This is a genomic window from Psychromonas sp. SA13A (genome assembly GCF_011378715.1).
Classification (GTDB): Bacteria; Pseudomonadota; Gammaproteobacteria; order Enterobacterales; family Psychromonadaceae; genus Psychromonas.
In genome coordinates this window covers 174,015-198,765 of sequence record NZ_WTKU01000001.1, presented here as the reverse complement: position 1 = coordinate 198,765, position 24,751 = coordinate 174,015, and the positions used below count along the sequence as shown (strand labels likewise).

At 36.3% G+C, this 24,751-nt stretch carries 19 protein-coding genes; 7 read left to right on the top strand and 12 right to left on the bottom strand.

Features of this window, described 5'->3' with window-relative positions; all coding sequences use genetic code 11:
• Positions 1-21: 21 nt before the first annotated feature.
• Positions 22-1,869, bottom strand: coding sequence for a bifunctional diguanylate cyclase/phosphodiesterase (locus GQR44_RS00925; protein WP_166368306.1), 1,848 nt, complete (start codon positions 1,867-1,869; stop codon positions 22-24).
• A gap of 16 nt (positions 1,870-1,885) precedes the next feature.
• On the bottom strand, positions 1,886-3,001 hold the full coding sequence (locus GQR44_RS00920) for an FIST C-terminal domain-containing protein (protein ID WP_166368304.1): 1,116 nt from the start codon (positions 2,999-3,001) through the stop codon (positions 1,886-1,888).
• Between the two features lie 521 nt (positions 3,002-3,522).
• Here GQR44_RS00920 and GQR44_RS00915 point away from each other — a divergent pair.
• Positions 3,523-4,716, top strand: coding sequence for a potassium/proton antiporter (locus tag GQR44_RS00915; RefSeq protein WP_166368302.1), 1,194 nt, complete (start codon positions 3,523-3,525; stop codon positions 4,714-4,716).
• Between the two features lie 89 nt (positions 4,717-4,805).
• Here GQR44_RS00915 and GQR44_RS00910 read toward each other — a convergent pair whose 3' ends face one another.
• The 4 genes from GQR44_RS00910 to GQR44_RS00895 all read right to left on the bottom strand — a co-directional run bounded on the left by GQR44_RS00910 (position 4,806) and on the right by GQR44_RS00895 (position 9,669).
• Positions 4,806-6,233 (bottom strand): HAMP domain-containing sensor histidine kinase, encoded by a 1,428-nt coding sequence (locus GQR44_RS00910; protein WP_166368300.1) that lies wholly within the window; start codon positions 6,231-6,233, stop codon positions 4,806-4,808.
• Complete coding sequence (locus GQR44_RS00905; protein ID WP_166368298.1) at positions 6,230-6,907, bottom strand: response regulator transcription factor; 678 nt, start codon at positions 6,905-6,907, stop codon at positions 6,230-6,232. Before GQR44_RS00905 ends, GQR44_RS00910 begins: the two co-directional genes overlap by 4 nt.
• Positions 6,908-6,964: 57 nt before the next feature.
• A complete protein-coding gene (locus GQR44_RS00900) occupies positions 6,965-8,608 on the bottom strand; it encodes a phosphoethanolamine--lipid A transferase (protein ID WP_205962915.1) in 1,644 nt (547 codons plus the stop codon).
• A gap of 536 nt (positions 8,609-9,144) precedes the next feature.
• Positions 9,145-9,669: a ferrodoxin oxidoreductase beta subunit gene (locus GQR44_RS00895; RefSeq protein ID WP_205962914.1), complete on the bottom strand. Its 525-nt coding sequence runs from the start codon at positions 9,667-9,669 to the stop codon at positions 9,145-9,147.
• A 280-nt stretch (positions 9,670-9,949) separates the two neighbouring features.
• Between GQR44_RS00895 and GQR44_RS00890 the strand changes: the two genes are divergently transcribed.
• The 5 genes from GQR44_RS00890 (at position 9,950) to GQR44_RS00870 (ending at position 17,208) form a co-directional block, all read left to right on the top strand.
• Complete coding sequence (locus GQR44_RS00890) at positions 9,950-10,297, top strand: hypothetical protein (RefSeq protein WP_166368294.1); 348 nt, start codon at positions 9,950-9,952, stop codon at positions 10,295-10,297.
• A gap of 96 nt (positions 10,298-10,393) precedes the next feature.
• Positions 10,394-11,653, top strand: a complete 1,260-nt coding sequence (locus tag GQR44_RS00885) for a TolC family protein (RefSeq protein WP_166368292.1) — start codon at positions 10,394-10,396, stop codon at positions 11,651-11,653.
• A 10-nt stretch (positions 11,654-11,663) separates the two neighbouring features.
• Positions 11,664-13,337 (top strand): efflux RND transporter periplasmic adaptor subunit, encoded by a 1,674-nt coding sequence (locus GQR44_RS00880; RefSeq protein ID WP_166368290.1) that lies wholly within the window; start codon positions 11,664-11,666, stop codon positions 13,335-13,337.
• Entirely contained in the window at positions 13,334-16,471 is a 3,138-nt protein-coding gene (locus GQR44_RS00875; RefSeq protein ID WP_166368288.1) for an efflux RND transporter permease subunit, read from the top strand. Before GQR44_RS00880 ends, GQR44_RS00875 begins: the two co-directional genes overlap by 4 nt.
• Positions 16,472-16,647: 176 nt before the next feature.
• A complete protein-coding gene (locus GQR44_RS00870; RefSeq protein ID WP_166368286.1) occupies positions 16,648-17,208 on the top strand; it encodes a hypothetical protein in 561 nt (186 codons plus the stop codon).
• A gap of 195 nt (positions 17,209-17,403) precedes the next feature.
• Here GQR44_RS00870 and GQR44_RS00865 read toward each other — a convergent pair whose 3' ends face one another.
• From GQR44_RS00865 to rimK, 4 genes are all read right to left on the bottom strand, one after another.
• Positions 17,404-18,336 (bottom strand): GGDEF domain-containing protein, encoded by a 933-nt coding sequence (locus GQR44_RS00865; RefSeq protein ID WP_166368284.1) that lies wholly within the window; start codon positions 18,334-18,336, stop codon positions 17,404-17,406.
• Positions 18,337-18,568: 232 nt separating this feature from the next.
• Positions 18,569-19,009 carry an ATP-dependent zinc protease gene (locus GQR44_RS00860; RefSeq protein ID WP_166368282.1) on the bottom strand — a complete coding sequence of 147 codons (441 nt, stop codon included), beginning with the start codon at positions 19,007-19,009 and terminating at the stop codon, positions 18,569-18,571.
• Positions 19,010-19,021: 12 nt separating this feature from the next.
• Positions 19,022-20,068, bottom strand: coding sequence for a succinylglutamate desuccinylase/aspartoacylase family protein (locus GQR44_RS00855; RefSeq protein ID WP_166368280.1), 1,047 nt, complete (start codon positions 20,066-20,068; stop codon positions 19,022-19,024).
• Positions 20,069-20,071: 3 nt separating this feature from the next.
• A complete protein-coding gene (gene rimK / locus GQR44_RS00850; RefSeq protein WP_166368278.1) occupies positions 20,072-20,977 on the bottom strand; it encodes a 30S ribosomal protein S6--L-glutamate ligase in 906 nt (301 codons plus the stop codon).
• A 238-nt stretch (positions 20,978-21,215) separates the two neighbouring features.
• Here rimK and GQR44_RS00845 point away from each other — a divergent pair, with 238 nt between their 5' ends.
• A complete protein-coding gene (locus tag GQR44_RS00845) occupies positions 21,216-22,064 on the top strand; it encodes a LysR family transcriptional regulator (RefSeq protein ID WP_166368276.1) in 849 nt (282 codons plus the stop codon).
• Positions 22,065-22,279: 215 nt separating this feature from the next.
• Here the strand turns inward: GQR44_RS00845 and GQR44_RS00840 are convergent, their stop codons facing one another.
• Together GQR44_RS00840 and GQR44_RS00835 are read right to left on the bottom strand one after the other, a co-directional pair.
• Positions 22,280-23,626, bottom strand: coding sequence for a magnesium transporter (locus GQR44_RS00840; RefSeq protein WP_166368274.1), 1,347 nt, complete (start codon positions 23,624-23,626; stop codon positions 22,280-22,282).
• Positions 23,627-23,728: 102 nt separating this feature from the next.
• The gene (locus GQR44_RS00835) at positions 23,729-24,589 is read right to left on the bottom strand and encodes a mechanosensitive ion channel domain-containing protein (protein ID WP_166368272.1); all 861 of its coding nucleotides are present in this window, start codon (positions 24,587-24,589) and stop codon (positions 23,729-23,731) included.
• Positions 24,590-24,751: the final 162 nt, after the last annotated feature.

The following is a 24,751-nucleotide window of genomic DNA, read 5'->3' as shown; positions in this document are numbered from 1 at the left end:
TAGACTGCATAAGTGGTTAAATTACATGGCTATTTTATTCGCTTTCAATTTAATAGCCATCTGTAACTTATCAAATACGATAGGATGGCTAAAGTAGTAACCTTGATAATGATAACAACCTAGCTGAACTAGACAGTCTAACTCTTCTTTTTTCTCAACACCTTCTGCTATCACCGTCATGTTCAAACTTTTAGCTAACTCGATAATCATACCTGCAATCGCAGTATTACTTTTATCCTTGTGAATATCGGTCACAAAATAACGGTCAATCTTAAGTAATGTCGCAGGCAAGCGCTTTAAGTAAGCTAGTGAAGAATAACCTGTTCCAAAATCATCAATTGCGCATTCCACTCCAAAACGATGCAACTTTTCTAAGCTCTCTATGGATAACTCTATATCGCCCATCATCATACTTTCGGTAATTTCTATTTTTAAACGAGAAGGGGAGATTTGGCTTTCTTCTACCGCTGAAATAATGGTTTGCACAAAGTTATGCTTTGCTAATTGTTTAGCACTGATGTTAATTGAAATTTGCTTAAAAGAATCAGGTAGGTCGAGCTGCTCTAACTTTTTGATGTCAGCACATGCTTGCTTTAATACATAGCTCCCTATTTGTATAATCAGGTCGCTTTCTTCTGCAATAGGGATATAAATTCCCGGGGATTCGTAGCCCCGTAATGGATTATTCCAACGCAGTAATGCCTCCGCTCCAACTATGTTTTTAAGGTGGTCATATTGCGGTTGATAATGTAATTCAAAGTTATTATTTTTGAGGGCTTGCTTTATTTCCTGTGTATAAGTGATGTGTTCATTAAGTTGTACTGACATGTTGCTGTTGTAGGCAAGCGCTTTATTTTTACCTTTCTTAAAAGCTTCATACATGGCAATACTCGCATTCTTCAGTACATCCTGAACGCTCTTATTCGTATCATTAAATACTTCATAACCAATGAAACAGGATACAGAAAATCGTCCTTCGGATAGCTCAAGCGGTATCTCAATGGCAAATACAATATCTGCAATAACACCATTAATAATAGATTTAATTTCAAGCGGGTTAACGGGTAAGCCTTTTAATAACACGATAAATTCATGGCCATCGAATCTTGCGACGGTAGCAAGGTTTCTTACAGTATTACGTAGTCTATTTGCCACTTGTCGTAATACTTTATCACCAACATGGTAGCCCATTACATCGTTTATATTTTTAAATTTATCTAAATTAATTAATAATATTGCACCTGTGTTTGCCTGTTGTGCGCAATTATCAATGGCTTTAGCTATGCGTTGCTGCATTTCCATTCGATTGAATAAACCGGTGAGAAAATCATGTGAGGCTTGGTAACTGATTTTTTCTTCAATCTGTTTTCTGGTTTTAATTTCTAATACTAGTGACCGGTGATTAATAGAGGCGATACTGCTTGTTGCCAGTTTTTTTAATACAGGGGTTAATGCATTTCGAATTGCTTCACCTAATTGCTGCTTTCGCTCAATAGCTAATACACCAAAATCACCAATTTTAAATAAATGATAAAGGCTCGATTCATATTCAATAACATCAATGACTAAGTTATCTGTAAAGAAAGCATTAACGATATTGGCGAGAGGTTGGTTATGACTTGCTAGCAATCCATGTTTTTTCATTGGAAAACTTAAATAATGACCTAATTTCACACTTGAATCTTTGCTCTTTTGATGGACTGGATTTTTATTTTTATCTTGTACCAGAAAAACATGGCAATTAGTTGAATTTAAACTGAGGCAACAGAGGCGTAAAAATTGATGCAACATTTTTTTAAGATCGGAGTCTTTACCTATCGCCAGTACTAGCTGGTGTTGGATAGACATAATGTGCATCGCTGTATTCATAAGTTATCCAGAATAATTAAAAAGACCCGAGAACGGTTGATTTATTAAGTAAGCGTATTGAACCACAAGGGGTATTAGCTATTTCTCCTATTGCCATTGCACCGACTAAACAGGTGTTAGGAAACGGATGTTGTATTGCTTCAAGTTCATCATTGATGCTATCGCCCATGAAAAAATCACGGCTGATACAATCAAATAATAATAGTGTATTGAGTGGGCCTTGCTGTAATAAATTTTGAGCGACTTCTTTACTTGCGTCGATCATTTTCTCTTGGCTACTTTGCAAGAGGTAGACCATTGAATTGACTGGTACATTTCCTACACACTCCAAATAGGAGCCATTTGTTTGAATAGGATCTCGGACTAATATTTCGCCATCTAAAGAGATAATGCCTAAAGGATGATTTTTCGCAAATGTGTCAAAGAAATCTGCGCACAGCGGCGTAGAAGATCTACTTTGTATTATTTCCTTATAAATATCAAAGGTTGGTTTATAATTTAATGAATAAACAAAATGTCCCTCCGATGACGTGACTAAATAAGGACCATCAAGCAGCTCCCAACCATGTCCAATACTATTGTTTATTGGGCAAGGCAAAGCAATGACTTGTGTTATGCCTCTTACTAATCCTTGATTGGTAAAAATAACGGGATTGTTTGCATCATCTAAAGATCCTGCTCCCCCACCTATGGTTGTTACACCCGAACCCATAAAATCATAAAAATGATCAATAAAATTCTCACTTTTACTGCATAACGCATCGGAGATAATGATGAAGTCCTGATAGCTTTCGATCTTTTCACTTTTTGTATGAATATAATGCTTTAAGTCTGGATCTGATTTATTAATCATAGAATAATTTACTATTTCAGGTTCTATCATTAACCCTATTACAATTGCGCCCTGTGTATAGTTTTTACCTTGGTAAATTATTTTAGGAAATATTCCTCCGCACAAAGGCAATGAGCATGCTACTAACATGCCATTTATTTTTTTAGCATCGTAAGCATTATTAATACAAGTAAGCAATAAAATGCCATTAGCACCATCTTCTATTACACTCTTTATGGCCTTACTTAATTCATCTAAAGAAGGGCTATTTGTAAATTTTATGATGGAAGCCGGGGACATGTCGTCAATTCCTAAGTTCAGAATATCAATTTTAGGGTATTAAAGTGATGACCTAATAAATTGATAAAATACATATATATACTCTATCTAATTTCTCTATAAAATCCTATAAAGTTTTGATTTGCATTCATTTGTTTGTGACTCATAACTCCCTTGAGAATAATTATCATTAACTTATTTCAATAATCTATTTAAATATTTCTTTTGCTGCATATTTATTGCTTTTTTATCTCCTTAACCTTCGCATAAGCATTCTTATTATTGCGGTAGCAATTGCTATTGAAGCAATTTATAAAGCGCTTTATAAATAAGGCTAGCCTAGGTATTATGTATAAAAAAATAGATCTTAATCACTGAAAAAATATTATAACTCCCACTTATTTACTGCTTTATTAATTATTTTATGAAGCAGATATACAACATTGGCTTTGTATCAACTTACTCATTTATGAAGTGATTGACCCTTTTCCTAACATTAACAATCCATATTCAACACTTATTAACAGGAAGATAAACAAAAAATGTCATACCAACTTGTATTGATCTGTATTGCGGCTTTAATTGGCATTGGTATTCTTTTACACCACCCATCACGGACTTTTGGTATCCCTTCGTTGCTTATTTTTATGGGGGTAGGCTTGTTATTTGGTAATGGTGAGTTTAATTTTGTTTATGATAATTTTGCTTTAACTTCTTTGGTAGGAAGTATTGCTCTGAACATTATTGTTTTTGTTGGGGGGTTAAATACATCTAAGGAAAGTGTCCGGATTGCTTATCGAGAAGGTGGCGTATTGTCAACGTTAGGGGTGTTACTGACGACCTTCTTTTTTGCCATTCTGCTTTCTTATTTTTTAGATTTTTCTTTTATTATCTGTTTGTTATTTGCGGCCATTGTTTCTTCAACAGATGCAGCGGCTGTCTTCTCCATATTACACTCTAAAAAAATTAAATTAAAAGAGCAAACTGATACGGTATTGGAGTTTGAATCAGCGACCAATGACCCTATAGCATTGATCTTGGTTGTTTTATTAACTGAGTTAGCGCTTGCCCCTGACAGTGGTGTTTCTGTAAGCCGTATTAGTATTGAATTAGTTACACAAATTTTTAGTGCATTATTTATCGCTTTTATTGTGGGTAAATTATGTGTGTGGTTACTTAACCATATTAAACTCGAAGAATATGGTCTAATTCCGGTTTTTGTTCTGGTCAGTTTTGTCTTAGCGACTTATGGTAGTGAGCTGGTTGGCGGTAATATTTTATTAGCGTCTTATGTGGCTGGTGTTGTGATTGGTAATGGCATTAAACGGGGCAAAGAAATTACTAAGCACTTTTTTAATAGTTTATCTTGGTTAGCGCAAGCATTAATGTTTATTGCGCTTGGTTTGCAAATGTTTCCGCATCATCTTTTCGATGTGCTTTATTCCTCTTTATTACCCGCGCTATTATTAATTTTTGTAGCGAGACCGTTGGCGGTTCAAATTTGCTATCTGTTTTTCCCTAAAGCCAGTTGGCGGAAACGACTATTTATTTCATCTATAGGCCTTAAAGGAGCGACGCCAATTGTTTTTGCATTGATTCCCGCCGCTGCCGGTATTGAATCATCATTAACCATAGTCAATATGGTATTTTTTATTGTTTTAATCTCAGTGTTTTTTCAAGGGGCTGCGATTAAACCCCTGGCTAAAAAATTACAACTTAATATCGAACCAGAATAAAAATAGTTTGAGCTTTTATCGCCATTTTTTGTAGCAACTTACTCCTGTTTTATACAAAGCAGTTAAGTGAAAATGGCCATAAAATAAATTTAGATTTTATTAAGTCCAAGTGTGAACTGGATTGTTTCTTGGTCTGGTTGCGTGACTTCGATGGTGTAATTGTTCAGTAAACACAATTTTTTCACAATCGCTAATCCCAAACCATAATGTTGATTTTCAGTGCGCGCAGAATCTATTTGATAGAGAGGCTTAAACAGCTGCTGTAATTGCTCTGGAGAAATCGGCTGTATTAATTTGTTTTGTATAATTATATATATTCTATGGTCATCTTGTTTAGTTATAGTTAAATCAACCGTTGATTGAGATGGGCTGTAAAATAGCGCATTGTTTATTAAGTTTGAGGTAATAATATTAAAGCTAATCACATCTAAATTAACTGATGATTTATTTAATAAATTAGTGAGCTTGATCCTATCTAAAGCACCTTGATTGGTACTTTCAATGGTCGTAATAATTTCATTGATCTGCTGGAATAACACAATATCTTCGTTCTGCTGTTTGAGTAAATATTGATCGCTTTGGTTTAACATCATCAAGTTATTAACGATATGCTTCATGCGTTGTGCGATGGACAACATATCCTGTGAGTAACTGTCTGAAATTCGATGATCATCAGGGTATTGTATATGTAGTTCGCTGAGGCTAATAATCTCCGCAATAGGCGTTTTAAGTTCATGCGCAATATCCGCAGATAAACGTTTCTCTTCCTGCAATGTTTGTTGTGAAAACTCAATAAAACGTAATAATTCTGCTCGAATAGGTGCTATTTCAATATGTTCATTAGGGATTTTAGACAACGACGATGTTGCTTTATCTATTTTTAAGTGAGCTATTTCATCATTTAGTGAAATCAGAGGTTTTAACCCTTTATCTATCTGCGCAATGACCAAATAACGAATACCGATGATTAACGTAAAGAACAATAACCAAAAGAGAATATCAAGTACAAGTAAAGCCTGAGAAAAGTCTTCATCGGAGACAGTGACTGTAAAAAAAGCAGTGTGTTGAAAAGGCGCAACGGTATTCCGTAAACGTTTAGGAACCTGTGGGTGAAAGTAGCTCATTATGGCGCGACCTGAACGACCATCGGGTAATTCAACATCAATCATTTTTGAGCTATTAATCGGCAGAGCTTGTTTGACTAATTGCTCTTCCGGAAAGGCGCGTAAAGAGCGCGATCTTTCAAAGGGTTTCTCATCAACCCATAATTGAAAATATTGAGATTTTTTTGGGTTTGAAAATTCCGGCATAAACTCATCGGAAAAGTCAAACTCGACACCATTTTTATTTACTTCTACCAATGTTTTTAGGTAGTTAGATTTAGTGGTTAAACTCTCATCAAATTTATCTTTTACCCAATCATCTAAGACAATATCGATAGCAATAAAAATGCTAAATAATATGATCGCTGGAATGATAGTGATCGCGCGAACAATATCTTTTTTTATTGATTTCATTCTGTTTGCTCTAATAAGTAACCAAAGCCACGTTTATTTTTGATCGGGAGTACACCACCAAGCAACTTAGTTTTTCGCCTTACCGATGATAAGTGCGCCTCGATACTATTTTTAGATAACTCATCAAAATGCCCAACGACTGCTTCACTTATTTTACTGGTGCTAACTATATTGCCTTTAGCACTAAAAATAGCTTCAATAATTTTAAACTCATTTTTAGTCAGGTCAATTGGACTATTTTGGTAAGCAAAACTTTTTTGTTGAGTATCGAGAACAAAATCATCTTGTCTAATAACATTGTTAAAGTGCGAGATTTCGCCTCTTTTTTGAATACTCATGATACGTGCATGCAGTTCATCAAATGAGAAAGGTTTAACTAAGTAATCATCGGCGCCTGCCAATAAACCATTAACGCGGTCATCCACGGTGACTCGTGCAGACAGAATAATTACCTTGCTGTGTATATTTTCTTGGCGCAGGGTTTTAAGTATGGTCATGCCGTCGATATTTGGCAGCATGAGGTCTAAAATAATAAGATCATAGGGATTATAAAGAGCGAGGTTTAAACCTTCACTACCGTCGCCTGTAGCTTCAACAGTGAAGCCTAAATTGCTCAAACCAACAATTAAGCTTCTGCGTAAATGTTGAGAATCTTCTATTACTAAAATTTTCATTTCAAATCTCTATACTAATTATTGCTGTTAGTTACTATTTCTAGTGCTGGACAATGACTAAGTGCTTACTTTACAGGTGTTAGTAATATCTAATGCACTTTGCCTTTGCTTGGTACTAACACCATAAAAACCTAATAAGGTATGAAATAGGTTGTCATGTGATACGGCATCATTGTGTGCTCGTTTTTCAAGACAGTTTTTATTGATGCCTTGATTGGTAAAGTAATCATCCGTTGCCCACATAAACCAAGGTACATGAGTTTGCTCATCGGGCGCGACAACATAAGGCGTTCCATGCAAATATAAACCATTTTCACCTAACGATTCCCCATGGTCCGAAAGGTAAAAAAGTGCAACATTGTAAGTGTCTTGATACTGCTTTAGCATGGTAATGGTTTCAGCCAATATAAAATCGGTATAGGCAATAGTATTATCATAAACATTTACAATCTCTTGGTCACTGCAATTCTCAATATCACTACGCTCACAAGTTGGTTTAAATAAAGCTTTATCCTGCGGGTAGCGTTGATAATAAGTAGGGCCGTGGCTACCGATTAAATGTAATGCAAATAGCTTATTCTGCTGTGGCTCTTGCTCTATTAGCCCTGGAAGCTGGCGTAATAAGACTTGGTCGTAACAGCTATGTTTATTACACAAATCGCTATTGTCTGCTTTATTAACCTCTAATTTTACTAAATTTTGTGCAACTTGTTTATCGCCGCCATCATTATCTAACCATTTTACCTGTACACCGGCATAAGTTAATACATCTAATACATTATCTTGGCTTATCGCTCGTTCTTTTTTGTATTCTGAACGACTCATATTTGAAAATAAACAAGGTAATGACACTGCAGTAGCAGTACCACAAGTGGTGACATGTTGAAATGAAATAATGCCCATCTTCTGCGTATAAGGGTTGGTATTGCGCGTATAACCATTGTAAGCAATATTTTGCGCTCGGGCTGTTTCTCCGACAACAAAAACCATTAAGGTAGGCTTGTTATTAGTAGCTGGAACAAGCTTGGCGTCTTGCCCTAATTTTGAGTAGGCAATGGGTTTATTTAAGTAATTTTTCTTAACATATTTGAATGTATTATAAACATGAGCCGGATTAATCATCTTGTTCAAATAACTGTTATTACGACCTATTGATGCATAATCTTTATAATAAAAAACAGCAATTAACGCAATAATACTAACCATTCCAATCAATAAAGCGGCTTTTAAGAATAAAGTTTTAAGCACGCTGTTGTTATAAGTTATTTTTACTTTTAACAGTAAAAAAGCAGGGAGCACTCCAAGTAAAATGAAAAATAAAACGGCACTTAAATTTAAATATGAAAATGCTTCTCCGCTATTTGTTTCAAAAATATTTTCCATCATGGTGTAATCAAACATGATGTTATATGTAGCACTCGCATAAAAAGCCAATGCAGAGGTTAATATTAATGGGATCACTATTATTTTAAATAAATAAGGCCAAGCTAACAGTGTAAAAATAATCACAAAAGCACAGATTAATAAAAGGTGACTTATTAAATATAGTGGCAAATCATATGCCGATAATTGATAAACCTTTTGAATAATAGGGTGGTTTAGTACGATTGCAAAATAGCTTGCGAGTAAGATAACGACAAGGTTTACATTTAATGAAAATTGAGTCGATAACCCAATCTTTTTAAGTACATCATTTTTCATTTTTAAATCCATATTCTAGGAGAATATGGATATGTTATGTGCCAAGACTTAAGGGAGTCTGAAGACAAACTGAAAGTCTACTGATCTTATACCCGTCACCATTCAAAGTGCAAAAATCAAAAAGCCGTGAAATGGATAGATACTAGGCATAAAGGTAAAGATTTAACGGATTAAATCGAAACTTTATGTCCATTTTATAACAGAAGCTAAAATGCTTGGCTCACGGCTTGCCTAGCGAGTCACCTACTCGAACACCAATACTGCGTTGTAACATTCGATAAGGACTGGCCATTGTCATCATGTTCGGCCTTGTCTTACTGCCCTAGTTAGCGGCTGAATAATACATCTTGATTGGTAACGGGTATGGTTAAAGTATTCATTAAGCTTTTCGAATTTATACCTGACCACAATTAAAAAATCATTGAATACTGCTAATACTTAATAGCCGCATTCAATGATAATTTTCTCTTATTCCAGGCCTGTTTTTTGATGCTTAGATCTATATTGTGTCACTCTTGATTAGCGTTTTATTTAGCTTAAAAAGAAAAACCAACCATAAACTCTAATTGTGGATCTTCATCAAAATAGACAGGGTTGTTGGAAATGTATTTTTCTTGCTTGATACCTGCGCTTAATATCATTGGTGATTTAATATAAGAAACACCAAGTCGGTAACCGTAAGCATCAATATCAGATCTATCTTCAACAAAATAATGGCTATATAACACACCTAAATAAGGTTTAATGTGTTGGTCTAATGAAAAATAATAGGTGGAATGTAAAGATGCTTTTGAAATAGTGGGCGACCCAGAGAACCAATACTCATAACCACCGCCTATGGCTAGGTTATCCAATGCAAAGTATTGTAACGAGGCACCGGCAACCGTATAGTTTTGATTACCGCTAGAAGCCGTACCTAACTTTATTGATACTGACTTACTGCCAGCAAATAATGACGCTGAATGTGCGCTGTTATTAAAGAAAAAAGAAATGCACGAGGCAATTAAGAGTACCTGTAATGGTGAGTAGAGTAGGGATGGCGTTATACGTATTAATTTCATCATTAACCCTTTATCAAATGAAGTGGAGCTTTAAGTTTATACTAATCTAAGTGCTTTTTGATTATTAAATGAGCAGGTTATTTCTAAATTAAAATTTTTTAACAATGTGTGTTATCTTTTATTTGACCTTTCCCTAGGGGGAGACTTTATTCTTAGTTTGTGAATTATTAATCTCTAGTTATTAATCTCTAATTATTAGTCTCTAATTATTAGTCTCTAGTTAATCGGTTACTATGTTTATCCATTTATCCATTTATTCATCAATATTAATGTTTAGTTAATGAAAAAACTCATCACAATACTTTTAATGATTACTATCCAAGTCACTTTTATGCAAAAAGTGATGGCCTCTGTGTCGTTGGTAGAAGATGAGATACAAACAACAATGCATTGCAAAGTCATGATGATGAGTCATTTAGATTGCTCAAATATGAATATGGCTACTAATATGAGCATGCAAGATTGCAATGATAACTGCGAGATGATGAATGTTGTTTCTATTACGCATTTTATCGAAAATACACCACTGCTCTCTTTTACTTATAATCGACTTAATTATCCTGCGTTAAAGCTGTCTATTCTGTCCTCTCTTCCTAAAAGCCTCTATCGTCCTCCTTTATTTAGTTAATCTTTTGAGCCGTGATCTCTCTATTTTTTGAGATGGCGCATTTCAGTATTTTAAAAGATTAATTAGTTATCCATTAACTGGATAAAAGGAAAATAGATGAAAATCTTTAATCTAGCTGTGCTGTTAAGCACAGTTGTTACATTGCATGTTTCTGCGTTGTCGTTACAACAAGCACAACGGGTCGCATTACAAGATGATCCTGGACAACAAGTTTATCAAGCTCAACAAGCTTCATTAATTGCAAAGGGAAATAGCAGTGCAACATTAGCTGACCCGACAATAAAGCTCGGTGTAGCCAATTTACCAACGGATAGTTTTTCACTCGATAATGAAGCAATGACCCAATTAACCGTGGGGATTGCTCAGCAATTTAGTCGAGGTGATTCATTAGCGATCTCTAAAAAAGGCTTTCATTTGCAGTCTGAAACAGTTGTTTTTCAAGGGTTAGACCGACGTTTGTTAGTGAAAAAAACAGTACGTGACTTATGGTTTAACATCCTCTTTATTGAAAAATCAGTTCAATTAGTTAGCCAAAATAAACAGCTATTTAGCAGCCTTTATCAAGATTTGGAGTCTCAGTACTCATTAGGCCTTATCGAAAATGAAGACCTTATTAATGCGAATATTGAACTTGGGTTATTAGATGAAAAACTCGCTAAATTGTCGCAGCAATCACTTACTTATCGTAGTTTATTAAGTGAATGGATAGGACAATTAGCTTATCAAAAATTATCAACGACTGCTCCTGCTTGGACTGATACCTTAACTTATATCAAAGCCAGTGAAACACGTAATATAGACCATTATCAGTTATTAACTAAACACCCTAAGGTTTTGGCTTTAAAGCAAAATATTTTAGTTGCAGGCAGCGGTGTTGATTTAGCAAAGCAGAATTATAAACCCAGCTTTAAAGTTGAATTAGGTTATGGACACCGTTTGTCTGAGTTTGATAATGGCAGCGCTCGACCAGATTTACTGAGTGGTTTTGTTTCTATGGATCTGCCGATTTTTACTGATCAACGCCAAGATCAGCAAATGATTGCTGCAGTACATAACAAAGGTCAAAAACAAGCTGAACATCGCCTTTTAATACGCCAACTTAATGCGAAGCTTAAAGCTGAAATTGTTAATTATCAGCAGCTTGCTTCACGTCAATTACGCTATAAAAATAGCTTATTAAAGCAAGCCAAGTCACGTGCTCAGGCTTTAGTGCAAAGTTATCAATCAAATACTCGTCCCTTTACTGACGTCATTCAGGCTTATATAGATGAATTGAATCTCTCTATTGAATATCAACAACTCTATTTTGATGGCCTGAAAAGCCTTTCTAACATTCGCTATTTTCAGGCATTTTAAGGAATAAATGATGCGCACTATATTATTACTGATCGCCGTATTATCAGCAGGGTTTGGTATTGGTTTTTTTACCAACCAAAGTGGAATATTACATTTCGGAATGAGCGATAAAAAATCAAATGATCAGCCTGATATTCTATATTGGGTTGCACCTATGGATGCGAATTACCGTCGTGATAAACCAGGCCAATCGCCAATGGGCATGGATTTAGTACCTGTTTATGCTGAAAAAAAGAAAGCAGAGCCTAAAACAGGACAAAAAGCGGAACCTAAAATAGGGAAAAAAGCAGAACCTAAAGTCAAATACTGGGTTGCACCGATGGATGCAAATTACCGTCGAGATAAGCCGGGGCAATCACCAATGGGCATGGATTTAGTGCCTGTTTATGAAGAGCAGCAAAAAGCAGAACCTAAAATTAAATACTGGGTTGCACCGATGGATGCAAATTACCGTCGAGATAAACCGGGGCAATCACCAATGGGCATGGATTTAGTACCTGTGTATGAAGACACTAATGGTAATAGCGAAGAGGGGACTGTGACTATTTCTCCTGCTGTTGAAAACAATCTCGGCGTACGTACTGCCACGGTAAAAAAAGGTAAGTTTGATTTAAATATTAAAAGTTTAGGTAGCGTACAAGCTAATCAAGATGCGTTATGGCAAATCAATAGTCGCGTGTCGGGATGGATAGAAAAGTTATACGTTAAGTCGGTTGGTATTGAAGTAGAAAAAGGGCAAAAGCTGTATTCACTTTATTCGCCTGAACTAGTGAAAGCACAAGAGTCGTTGTTGAATGCTGTTAAATTAAATCGTAGTGCATTAATTGGTTCATCAAAAGCGCGTTTAAAGGTATTGGGTATTAACACTTGGCAAATTAATCAATTGATTAAATCTAGGAAAGTAGCGCAACGGATTGATATCTATGCCCCTAAGAAAGGCACTATTACCGACTTAAACGTAAACGAAGGTGCGTTTATTTCGCCATCTACCACGGTGATTACTGCCGTTAATTTAGACACCGTTTGGGTCGATGTTGAAGTGTTCGCTGCGCAAGTCTCTTTGATTAAATTAGACGATATGGCGAGCATGACATTAGATTATTTCCCAGGTAAAGAGTGGGTGGGGAAAGTTGGATTTATTTATCCTGAAATGAGCGAAAGTAACCGTACACTTCGTGTCAGATTACAGTTTGATAACCCCAACCAAATGCTTAAACCCAATATGTTTTCATCGGTTGTTATCACGCCCAAAATGGATGAAGAGCGTTTATACATACCACGTGAAGCAGTGATTTATGCAGGTAATATGAATCGTGTTGTAATGGCGATGGGCGACGGTAAATTTAGGTCTGTACTGGTTAAAGTCGGTATTGATAATCAACAGACAATCGAAATATTATCTGGTCTTGAAGTTGGGCAAAAAATAGTGACGTCGGCACAGTTTTTATTGGATAGTGAATCGAGTATCAATGCTGATTTTGATCGTATGTTAGAAGAGCAACAAGCAGATGAGGAAGCGAACTCGAGTCAAAATAGTTCAAGTAAAGATAGCTCAAGTAAAAATAATCTGGACTGGTTAGATGTCAGTGCTTTAGATGTTAATAACTTATATATCAATGATTCATATATCAAGGATTTAGCTTTTAGTGTTTTAAGCATGAAATCTCAAGTGGTGACACTATGATTGCTCACGTTATTAATTGGTCGATAAAAAACCGTATTTTGGTACTGTTGATGACCGCTGTGATTGTCGCCTATGGTGTATTTTCATTACAAAAAACACCGATTGATGCTTTACCCGATTTATCCGATGTACAGGTGATCATTAAAACAACTTATCCAGGCCAAGTACCACAAGTGGTTGAAGATCAAGTCACTTACCCATTAACCACAGCTATGTTAAGTGTGCCTGGCGCGGTTACTGTACGTGGTTATTCATTCTTTGGTGATTCCTATGTTTATATCATTTTTGATGACGATACTGATATCTATTGGGCTCGTTCACGCGTACTTGAATACTTGTCACAAGTCGCACCGAATCTACCACCTCAAGCAAGGTCAGCGTTAGGGCCTGATGCAACGGGGGTTGGTTGGATATTTAGTTATGCGTTAGTTGATAAAACCGGAAAACACGATTTAAGTGAACTACGTAGTTTACAAGATTGGTTCTTAAAATTTGAATTACAAACTGTTGCTGGTGTATCTGAGGTTGCTACCATCGGCGGCATGGTGAAACAGTATCAAGTTCGTGTTGATCCTAATAAGTTACGTGCTTACAACCTGTCGCTAACCACTATTAGCAATGCGATAAAAAGTGCCAATCAAGAATCTGGTGCGAGTGTGATAGAGATGGCTGAAGCCGAATACATGGTACGTACTTCTGGTTATATTTCCTCTATTGATGACCTTAAAGTTATCCCTTTACGGGTGAATGATAACGGCACACCTTTATTCTTGGGTGATGTTGCTGAAATTCGTTTAGGGCCACAAATGCGCCGTGGTATTACTGAGCTTAATGGCGAAGGCGAAGTGGTCAGTGGTGTAGTGGTGATGCGCTTTGGTGAAAATGCCCAAGGGGTGATTGAAGCCGTTAAAGATAAATTAAATGAATTACAAAATGGTTTACCTGAAGGTGTTGAGATCATTCCAACTTATGATCGCTCTGAACTGATAAATTCAGCGGTAGAAAATCTTTACGATAAACTGCTTGAAGAGTTTATCGTGGTGGTTTTAGTCTGTGCTGCTTTCCTATTTCACTTTCGTTCATCGCTGGTGGTGTTGCTCAGTTTACCTGTGGGTATTTTTGTCGCGTTCATTATTATGTCGTGGCAAGGCATTAACGCGAATATCATGTCATTAGGCGGTATCGCCATTGCGATTGGTGCGATGGTAGATGGTGCGATAGTGATGATTGAAAATGTGCATAAACACATGGAAAAAACTGAGCTGACCGATGACAATCGTTGGCAGGTTATTGCTAAAGCGGCAACGGAAGTCGGGCCTGCTTTATTCTTTTCATTATTAATTATTACGTTTAGTTTCTTACCGGTTTTTGCCTTAGAAGGGCAATCAGGCAAGATGTTTTCACCGTTAGCCTTTACTAAAACCTATGCGATGGCGGCATCGGCGGGTTTAGCGATTACTTTGATTCCTGTACTAATGGGCTATTTTATTCGCGGTAAAGTACTGCCTGAACATAAAAACCCTTTAAATCGATTAGTGGTAGCAATCTATAAACCCTTTTTAGCCTTTAGTTTACGCTTTCCTAAGTTATTGATTATTTTTGCTTTGTGTTTATTAGCGGTAGGTTTTTACCCTGTGCATAAAATAGGTAGTGAATTTATACCGCCGTTAGATGAAGGCGATTTAATGTATATGCCAACCACTTATCCCGGTGTTTCAGTGGGTAAAGCGCGTCAAATACTTCAGCAAACTAATAAACTCATTAAAACCGTACCGGAAGTTAAAACAGTATGGGGAAAAATTGGCCGAGCAGAAACAGCCACCGATCCTGCTCCGTTAACCATGATTGAAACGACGATTCAATTTAAGCCTAAAAATGAATGGCGAGCTGGTATGACGAAAGATAAGTTAAAACAGGAACTCGATAGTTTGATTCAGTTCCCCGGTTTAACCAATGCTTGGGTGATGCCGATTAAAACACGCATCGATATGTTAGCAACGGGCATTAAAACTCCGATTGGTATTAAAATAGCCGGCGGTGATTTAGCTGAGATTGAAAAAATAGGTAAACAAGTCGAACAGATTTTAAAAGATGTGCCTGGTACTGCTTCGGTGTATGCCGAGCGAGTTAGTGGCGGACGTTATGTGAAAGTGGATATTGACCGTGAAAAAGCAGGGCGTTATGGACTTAATATTGCTGAAATTCAACAGTTGGTGGCCGTTGCGATTGGTGGGCAAAATATTACTGAAACTATTGAAGGGTTAGAGCGTTACCCTGTTAATTTACGCTATCCAAATGATTATCGTGATTCCGTGTCTGCGCTTAAATCATTGCCTATTATTACTCCATCAAAAATGACCATTAGCTTAAACGATGTTGCTAGGGTTTATATTGAATCGGGTGCACCGATGATAAAAACAGAAAATGCACGTTTAAACGGTTGGATCTTTGTTGATATTGAAGATCGTGATTTAGGATCTTATGTTAATGAAGCCCGCGATATTGTAAATGAGCAAATCAATTTACCTGCCGGTTATTCATTGGCATGGTCTGGACAATATGAATATATGGAAAAAGCCAATGCACGGTTAGCAAAGGTGATTCCTATTACTATTTTGATTATTGTTATTTTGCTTTATTTAGCCTTTAGACGTGTAGGTGAAGTGTTACTGATTTTATCTACCTTACCTTTTGCGTTAATGGGCGGTATTTGGTTGATGTTCATACTTGGATTTAACTTCTCGATTGCGGTTGGTGTTGGTTTTATTGCATTAGCCGGTGTTTCGATTGAGATAGGTGTGATCATGTTGTTGTATTTAAACCAATCGCTAGCGGCTAAAAAGTCTCAGCGTATCGAACAGTTTTCGCTTGATGATTTAAAAGAGGCTGTTATGGAAGGGGCTGGATTGCGTGTACGCCCTGTGATGATGACTGTCGCAACAGTAGTTATTGGATTAGTGCCGATTATGATTAGCGACGGCACAGGATCAGAGGTGATGCAACGTATTGCGACCCCAATGATTGGTGGAATGGTCAGTGCAATTATTTTAACGCTATTGATTTTACCTGCTGTATATTTGCAATGGAAAAAAGTAAGTATGCGTAAACAATTACACTTATCATCACAACAATAAACTATCATGACATCAAAAAAGTCATGAAATAAAAAATGACTCTATTGTGAGTCTTTTGTTTGCCTGTTTATTTTATTGCTTTAATTGAGAATAAGGTAAACCAAAACATTTGGCTTGCATGGGGTTACCTTCTTTATAAATAACAACTTTATAAATAACAACGATGGCTATAAAAAATGACTTGGATTCAGATAATTAAAAAAATAATAATCAAAAAAACAAAACTAACGTTCGTATTGGCTGGTGCATTATTATTCTCATTACCAATGAGCCAAGCCTTTGCACATGCCGAACATTGTGAAAGCAAAGATACTGAGCTTGGCGAAACAATGAAATACATGAAAAGTGAACTAAAAGCTTATGTGAAAGGGTTTAAAGCTGATGACTCTAAAAAAATGCAAAAGCACTTGAATGAGCTATTAATGTTAAGTGACAGAGCTAGCCAATATATGCCAGTTATGATCACTAAAATGCAGCATGCTGATTCAGACAAAAGTAAAATGAAAGAGATGGATCATGCCAAGATGGACATGTCTGTTATGTCGAATATGCAAGGCATGAATGTTGAACAACATAATCAAAAGCAAAAGTACGTAACAGAGATAAAGCAGTTAAATAGCTTATTTAACGCATTAAATGCAACAAAAGACGAAACTGAAATCAAAGCGATTTTAAATAAAATTCAAACACAAACTAAAAAAGGTCATAAGCAATTTCGTCAAAATTGTAAAAAATAGTCAACTTAATTATCGACTGTGATGTGATCTCATATCAACGAAACTAGCGCTACATTTTTGTTTACAGCAGTGTTTACGCTATTGTCTACAACACTGCTTACTGGACGTTTATAAACGGGCTTACGTTCATTTTTAAAGTAAGCGTATGATTTGAATTTTGATTAGAAAAAGATTCAATATTTACTGACGTTACTATTAGATGACATTTAAAACTGAGTGTGTTTCAGTTGATTTTTTGGCTTCATAAACACATTTGTCAGCAATTTTTATTATCTCCTGAGGGCTTAGCATGCTTTCATTTTGATCTTTTATGGTGACTCCTCCAATCGCTGATTTTATTGGTAATTTAATATTAAAGTCTAAAAAAGGCGTTGCAAAAGAGTCGATGATTCGAGTAATAAATTGCGCTAGATTTTGTTCGTCGGTATTGGGTAATAGCATACAGAACTCATCACCGCCTAACCTTGCTAATGTATCTGTTTCTCTTTTTACTTGATTGAGACGTTCTACAAAATGTTTAAGAAATAAGTCTCCGACTTCATGCCCATAGGTGTCATTGACCTTTTTAAAACTATTTAAATCGAAATATAATAAGGAAAAAGATTCTTTATAGCGTTTAGATTTTTTGATCGTTTCATTCATGCGGTCATCAAATAAATAGCGATTAGCTGCACCTGTCAATGCATCATAATGAGCAAGTCTCTGTAATCGCTTGGTTAATTTGTAGTCTTTTAATAAAGAGCGAGTGGCGTGCCGTAACGAGTAAATAGATAAGTTTTCTTTGACAATAGTATCAATAATTGTAAAAGCATCCTTGCTATCGCTGTTATTTACATAGCTATCTGCATAACTTTCAGCATAACTATCTGTCACCAACAATAATGGAAATTCATGTCCCATCGAAGCGTAATTACTACTGATTTTTTTGACGTTTTGTAAATAAAGTGCCTCTTGTATAATGAGTAACTGGTCGCAACTGGGTAATAGGCGTATTTCGGATAGTTTATCTATACTCACTCGCTTTATTGCATCGACCATCATATCTGAGACTTTAATTGTCGATGCAATCCAGTTAAAAAAACACTCATCTTCGCAGATAATAATTATATGTAAGCGTTGCTCTATCATAAATATCCCTTTAACTATATTTAAAATAACCAATCAAACTACGGGATGAGCTGAAAGTTTAACTATTGGTTGAAATGGAGGTGATGTTTCTATTATCCCGAGCTAAGGTTAAAGATTAGCTGTAATCAAACTCGTTTGATAGGAGCAGTTTTGCATTTTCAGTGAAAGGCTAGGGAGGAAGCAGGCTTTGCATCAAATATTGATACAAAACCTACTTAATTTAATATTGAGATTAGCTTTTTGGTGTTGCTAAAAATACCTTAGAAGGGTCAACCAATAAACGTTTACCAATTGCTTCACGCCCAAAAAGCATTAGGTAGTTCATATCAGTACGATCAGTTAAGGTAATTTCTATTGGCCAAGTTTCTTTACCTAATGTCATTGGTGTTTCAATAACATAACGTTGTTCTGCAGTGCCATTCGATGATTTTATTTTACGAATATCACTGATCACTGCTTTACATGAAATTAATTTTTCTACGTTATGAATATCTGGGTGAATATCAAACTTCACCCAAGGTTTACCGTTTTGCATATATTTAACAATATTATCTACATGCAGTGACGATGTTTTAGCGCCAGTATCGACCCTTACCTGCATATCATCAATACCTAAGTCAGGTAATGCAATTGACTCTAAGCGACCAATAATTGTTTTCTCTTTTGATACCATGTTATTGACCTCTTATTCCGCTCTTAATGCACTATGTGTATTCATATCATCTTCAGGACGCAGAAAATCTTGTACTGATTCAATGTGTTCCTGCACCGCTTCATCATCTTCTTTAAAATACGCAATGTGGAACATTGCTTCACCTTCTTGTACCAAAGGTATATTTTGTTGGCCGATCAAAATACCAGAGCGAGTGGCTTTAACAACACCTAAGATTTCACCGTAAGGGCTACCAATTTCAGCTAGTTTGTCACCTGCAGTTACGCGATCGCCTAGTTCTACTAAGTGCTTTACAACTCCACTAGCGTTAGCACGTAACCAACCACTGCTATTAGCAATATAGGGTTCATTTAATTTACGTTTAGAGGTTGTTTTACGCATCATCTTAAGATGGCGTAATACATTTTCTATTCCTTTGATACCCGCATGAATAGAGAAATCATCAAAGCGCAATGCTTCACCTGCTTCATATAATAGTACTTTGGTGCCATTTTCGACGGCAGACTCACGTAAAGAACCATCTAGTACATTAGAGTGTAAAATAACCGGTACAGCAAAAACTTGTGCCAATTCTTTGGTTTCTGGGTCGGTCATATCACCACGGATTTGCGGTAAGTTGGAGCGATGAATCGCTCCCGTATGCAAATCAATGCCATAGTCACAGTGTTTTACAATCTGTGTTAAGAATATATGTGCAACACGCGCCGCTAAGGATCCCTTTGGAGATCCTGGGAAGCAACGATTTAAATCACGTCTATCGGGCATATAGCGACTTTGATTTACTACGCCATAAACATTAACCATAGGTACCGCGATCACGGTACCGCGAATAATTTTGAAATTAGGTTTGTTGATTAAACGCCTAATAATTTCAATACCATTTAACTCATCGCCATGTACAGCTGCACTAATAAAAATAGTTGGGCCATCTTTTGCGCCACGAATAATTTGTACGGGTAATGAAACATCGGCATCGGTATACAACTTTGCTACCGGCAGTTCAATTTTACACTGTGTACCAGGTAAAATATCAAAGTCACCTATGCGTAATTTTTTCATGCTCTATCCTTTACCACGAGTTTTATTGGTCACAGCTTTCGGTTTCTTTTCAATAAAGTCAAAGACCATCCCTGCAATGTTTTTCCCAGTCGCTTTCTCGATACCTTCTAAACCTGGAGATGAGTTTACTTCCATTACCATTGGGCCACTTTCTGCGCGTAATAAGTCAACACCACAGAAATTTAACCCCATAATTTTTGCCGCATTAATCGCTGTCTCACGTTCTTCTTTGGTTAGTTTAACTACCACAGCAGAACCACCTCGGTGTAAGTTAGAGCGGAACTCGCCCTCTGCACCTTGACGTTTCATTGCCGCAACAACTTTTCCGCCAATCACTAAACAACGAATATCAGCACCACCAGCTTCTTTGATGAACTCTTGTACTAAAATATTCGCTTGAAGGCCCATGAATGCTTCGATGATACTTTCAGCTGCTTTAGCTGTATCAGCCAATACCACACCGATCCCCTGTGTACCTTCAAGTAGCTTAATTACTACAGGTGCACCACCAACATTCTTGATTAAATCTTTAATGTTATCTGGTTTATTAGCAAACCCAGTACGTGGCATACCGATGCCTTTTCTAGACAATAATTGCATTGAACGCAATTTGTCACGTGAGCGGCTTATTGCTACAGATTCATTGACATTATAAGTGCCCATCATTTCAAATTGGCGTGCAACAGCAGTACCGTAAAATGTAACAGATGCACCAATACGCGGAATAATCGCATCGTAATGTGGTAGTTCTTTACCGTGATAACGAACAGTAGGGCGGCTACTGGTGATATCCATATAACAATGTAATGTATCGATAATATCCACTTCATGGCCTTGCGCTTCGCCAGCTTCTTTTAAGCGACGAGTAGAATATAATTTTGGGTTTCTAGATAAAATTGCAATTTTCATAAGTGTTATTCCTGTATTTAATACCATTAATACGTTAGATGGTTAGCATGTTGATACTGAGTCTTAGCATTGTTTAAACAGGGTTGGGTTACACATGCAAACCAACAAACTTACTGTTAAAAAGTGGCTTTAAATTCGAACTCAGATTAAGTTCGTAGAGTGTATAAACAAAACGCTATATAATAAAATTAATTGTTTTCGGGTCTTTGATTAAAATTTTTGATTAGTGGGTAAGTGTATGAAAATAGAGTTATTAAAAACATTTCTAGAAGTGAGTCGCTCTTTACATTTTCGTATTGCATCAGAAAACTTGTTTATTACTCAATCTGCAGTGAGTGCGCGCATTAAGTTATTGGAAGATGACTTGGGTGTTTTACTCTTTGACCGCAGTAAAAAGCATTTAAAATTAACACCGGAGGGGCATCGTTTAATCAAACATGCCAACGAGCTAATTTTTATGTGGCAAAAGACCAAGCAAGATGTAGGGATCACCGCACAACACTCAATGCAGTTAGTGGTCGGTGCAAAAAGTACAATATGGGATATAGTTTTGCAAAATTGGCTGCAAAAAATCCATCTTAATATTGAAGATGTTAGCTTGTTAACCAGCACCTATAGCGCACCGGAATTACGCAAAAGTTTATTAAATCGTATTATCGATATCGGTTTCCTGTTTGAGCCTACTTTTGTAGGTGAAATTATCTCCGAAAAAGTGGCGACTGTCCCCTTACATTTAGTAACGACAGACCCTGAGCATGCGCGTAATGCAACGCCATTGAATGATTTTATTATGGTGGATTATGGTGAGTCTATTACGGCCCAATACTTACGTGAGTTTCAAGACGCTCCAGAAGCAAAGCACTTTATGAGCCAACCTAAGATCGCATTGAATTTTATTTTAGAAGTTGGTGGAGCTGCTTACTTACCGCGTCAAATAACGTTTAAGTATTTATCTGATAACCAACTCTTTTTAGTAGAAAACGCACCTGTATTCAGCCGTGATATTTATGCTAATTATTTAGCTAATAATCAAAAAAGAGAAACAATTGAACAAGCCTTAAAATTATTCCCTAATATTAGACAGTAAGCCTGTACGTTAAGATTACTTATTGTGCTGATGTGTTGCGAGTATCGAGAGAAAGTTTCCGCAACAGTGGCTAGTTATAAATAGTTTGATGGGTAATAAATAATCCAGTAATAAAGAGTTTGGTTAAGGTTTTGATGAAGAGGTAGGTAAAGAACCCGAGGCATTAACGGCTGTCATTAATTAATGCCTCTGGAAGAGATATGTTTAGTCTTCAACTATAGTAGCAACAAACTACCAAGTCCTAGGAATACAATAAATCCAAAAATATCGGTCACAGTGGTTAATACCACTGAGCCTGATAAAGCGGGATCAATATTAAATTTACTTAATATCCAAGGTACCCAAACACCAGATAAAGAGGCGATTAAAATATTACCTAAGATAGAAATAAAGATAGTCAATGAAAGCAGTGGGTTATCAAACCAAACAAAGGTGATAGCACCAATCACAATCGCCCATAACACTCCGTTAATAGCACCCACTTTAAGTTCTTTAGTGATGATATCTTTTTTATTGGCATCGTTAATTTGTCCAAGCGCTAAACCTCGTATGATTAAGGTAATCGTTTGGCTACCTGATATCCCACCCATTGAGGCAACCACTGGCATTAATACCGCCAAAGCAACTACTTGTTGAATGGTGGCTTCAAATAAACCAATAAACCAAGAGGCTAAGAAAGCCGTTACTAAGTTAATACCTAACCATACCGCGCGGTTTTTTGAGCTTTGCCAAACATTACCGAATAAATCTTCCTCTTCCACTAAACCGGCAGATTGAATTAATTGTGCTTCGATAATTTGTTCTTTATAACGATACGCAGTAGGTAAATCTAAACGTCCAGTTAAACAACGGTTCTCATCAATAACCGGTAATGCAGACTTATCTGAGTCAATCAACATTTCAGATGCATCAGCAATGTCATCATTACTGCTAACAAACTCCACATCTGTATTAATTAAAGCGTGAAACTCTTCATCAGTATTCGCTTTAAAGACCGCATTTAATGCAATCTCACCAACTAATGCTGCGTTCTTATCGACGATATAAATAACATCAGTAAAAGAAGGTAAGTTCTTACTACATACTTTTTTTACCGTCGATAGCTTCAACTGTTGTGGTATTTGAACTTCAGTAAAGTTTTGCCAATGACCTACTTCATCAAGTGAATAATCACAGGACTTTTTATATAAACTACGTTGCTTTGCAGTCATGTTAGTGACAGCATAATCAACAAAACGATCATTTAGACTTTCAGATAACTCTAAAAGATCTACCGCGTCCAGCTTAGTTAATAGGGGAAAGCAGTCTTCATCCTCCAGAGTACCAAGTAGTAACTCCCTAGATTCATGCTTCATCACGATAAACACATTTTGCTGTGTTTCTTCAGCTAATGTTTTCCATAAGCTGATCCTGAGTTTAACTGGGAATGACTCTAATAAAACCGCAATTTGTTCATCGGATAGCTGTTGCTCAATTTCTGCAACTAATACGCTAATATCCTGTTCTGATTCAAAGCTATTATTAATTTTTTCAATGTAATCGGGTAATAGTTCTACTACCATAAACCCTCCTTTTTTTATTTGTGCGATGAATTTTATGCCGCTAGAAAAACGGGGTTATTTAGCTTTTTATTCAATCGTTTATTTGATTTTAACTTTGCCTAGTTATTTATTATTTTGCATTAATTGTTGTTGCTCAAACCACAATTTCATAAAGTCTGCGGTCAAGCTCTGTTCAATTTCTAGCGCACGGTCAGTGGGGCAGAAAATAGTAAATAATAATTGTGTATCTCCAATCTCTGAAGTGGCCACTTGAATATGTGGCTCAGGGCCTGCGATGTGAACATCTAAACGATTTTCAATTAGTTGGTTGTAACGTATTGCTACATCGTTAAAATCTGCGCAGTAACTATGTGCTTTTTCATATAGTTCTTCTAAAAAAACAAAGGGATTAACACTGCCATCTCGTGTGATTGTAAAATGATGCATGGCATATCGTTTTAGAAAGTTTAAGTTTTTAATGGATGAGGTAATTAATTTGCTATTAGGTACATACAAGGTTTTCCCTGTGTACTCATAGGCATCAATGTTGACCTCCAATAAGGTTAATTTAGCCCAGTCAATGGAATGCACTTCACCATAACTATCGCCTACTTGTATCCAGTCTCCGATACGAAAAGGTCGGCTTGATACAATATATAAAAAGCCAATAAAGCATTGAATAAACTCCCTCGTCGCAATCACAATAGCAACCACAAAAGCGGCAATTGAAATAGCAAATTCATGAAATTCAGCGGCCCAAATATTAAAGATGCCAATAAAAATAAGTATCGTAATAGCATTATTTACAATATTCATTTTTAAGCGCTTATTAGATTTCCCTTTTTGCTGCAGTAATTTCAAGATATAAACTTTACTGCCCATTAATACTAAAATGAGCAGGATAGTTAATACACTATTGCTGTTGATTAGTGCTTGAAAAAAAGAGTTGCTGGTGAAATCAATTGAAAAGAGTTTTTCAAACATAATTACGGGTGCTCGCTTAAATCTGGTGTATTTTTTTATTTGCTGAAGTTTAACAATAACCTATTTTATTACTACCACTACTTACTCGTTAGTGGTGGTTAAACGTTTAATATATCGCTATTTGTCATCGCTATTTAGGCAGTATTTATTGCTGAGTGTCGG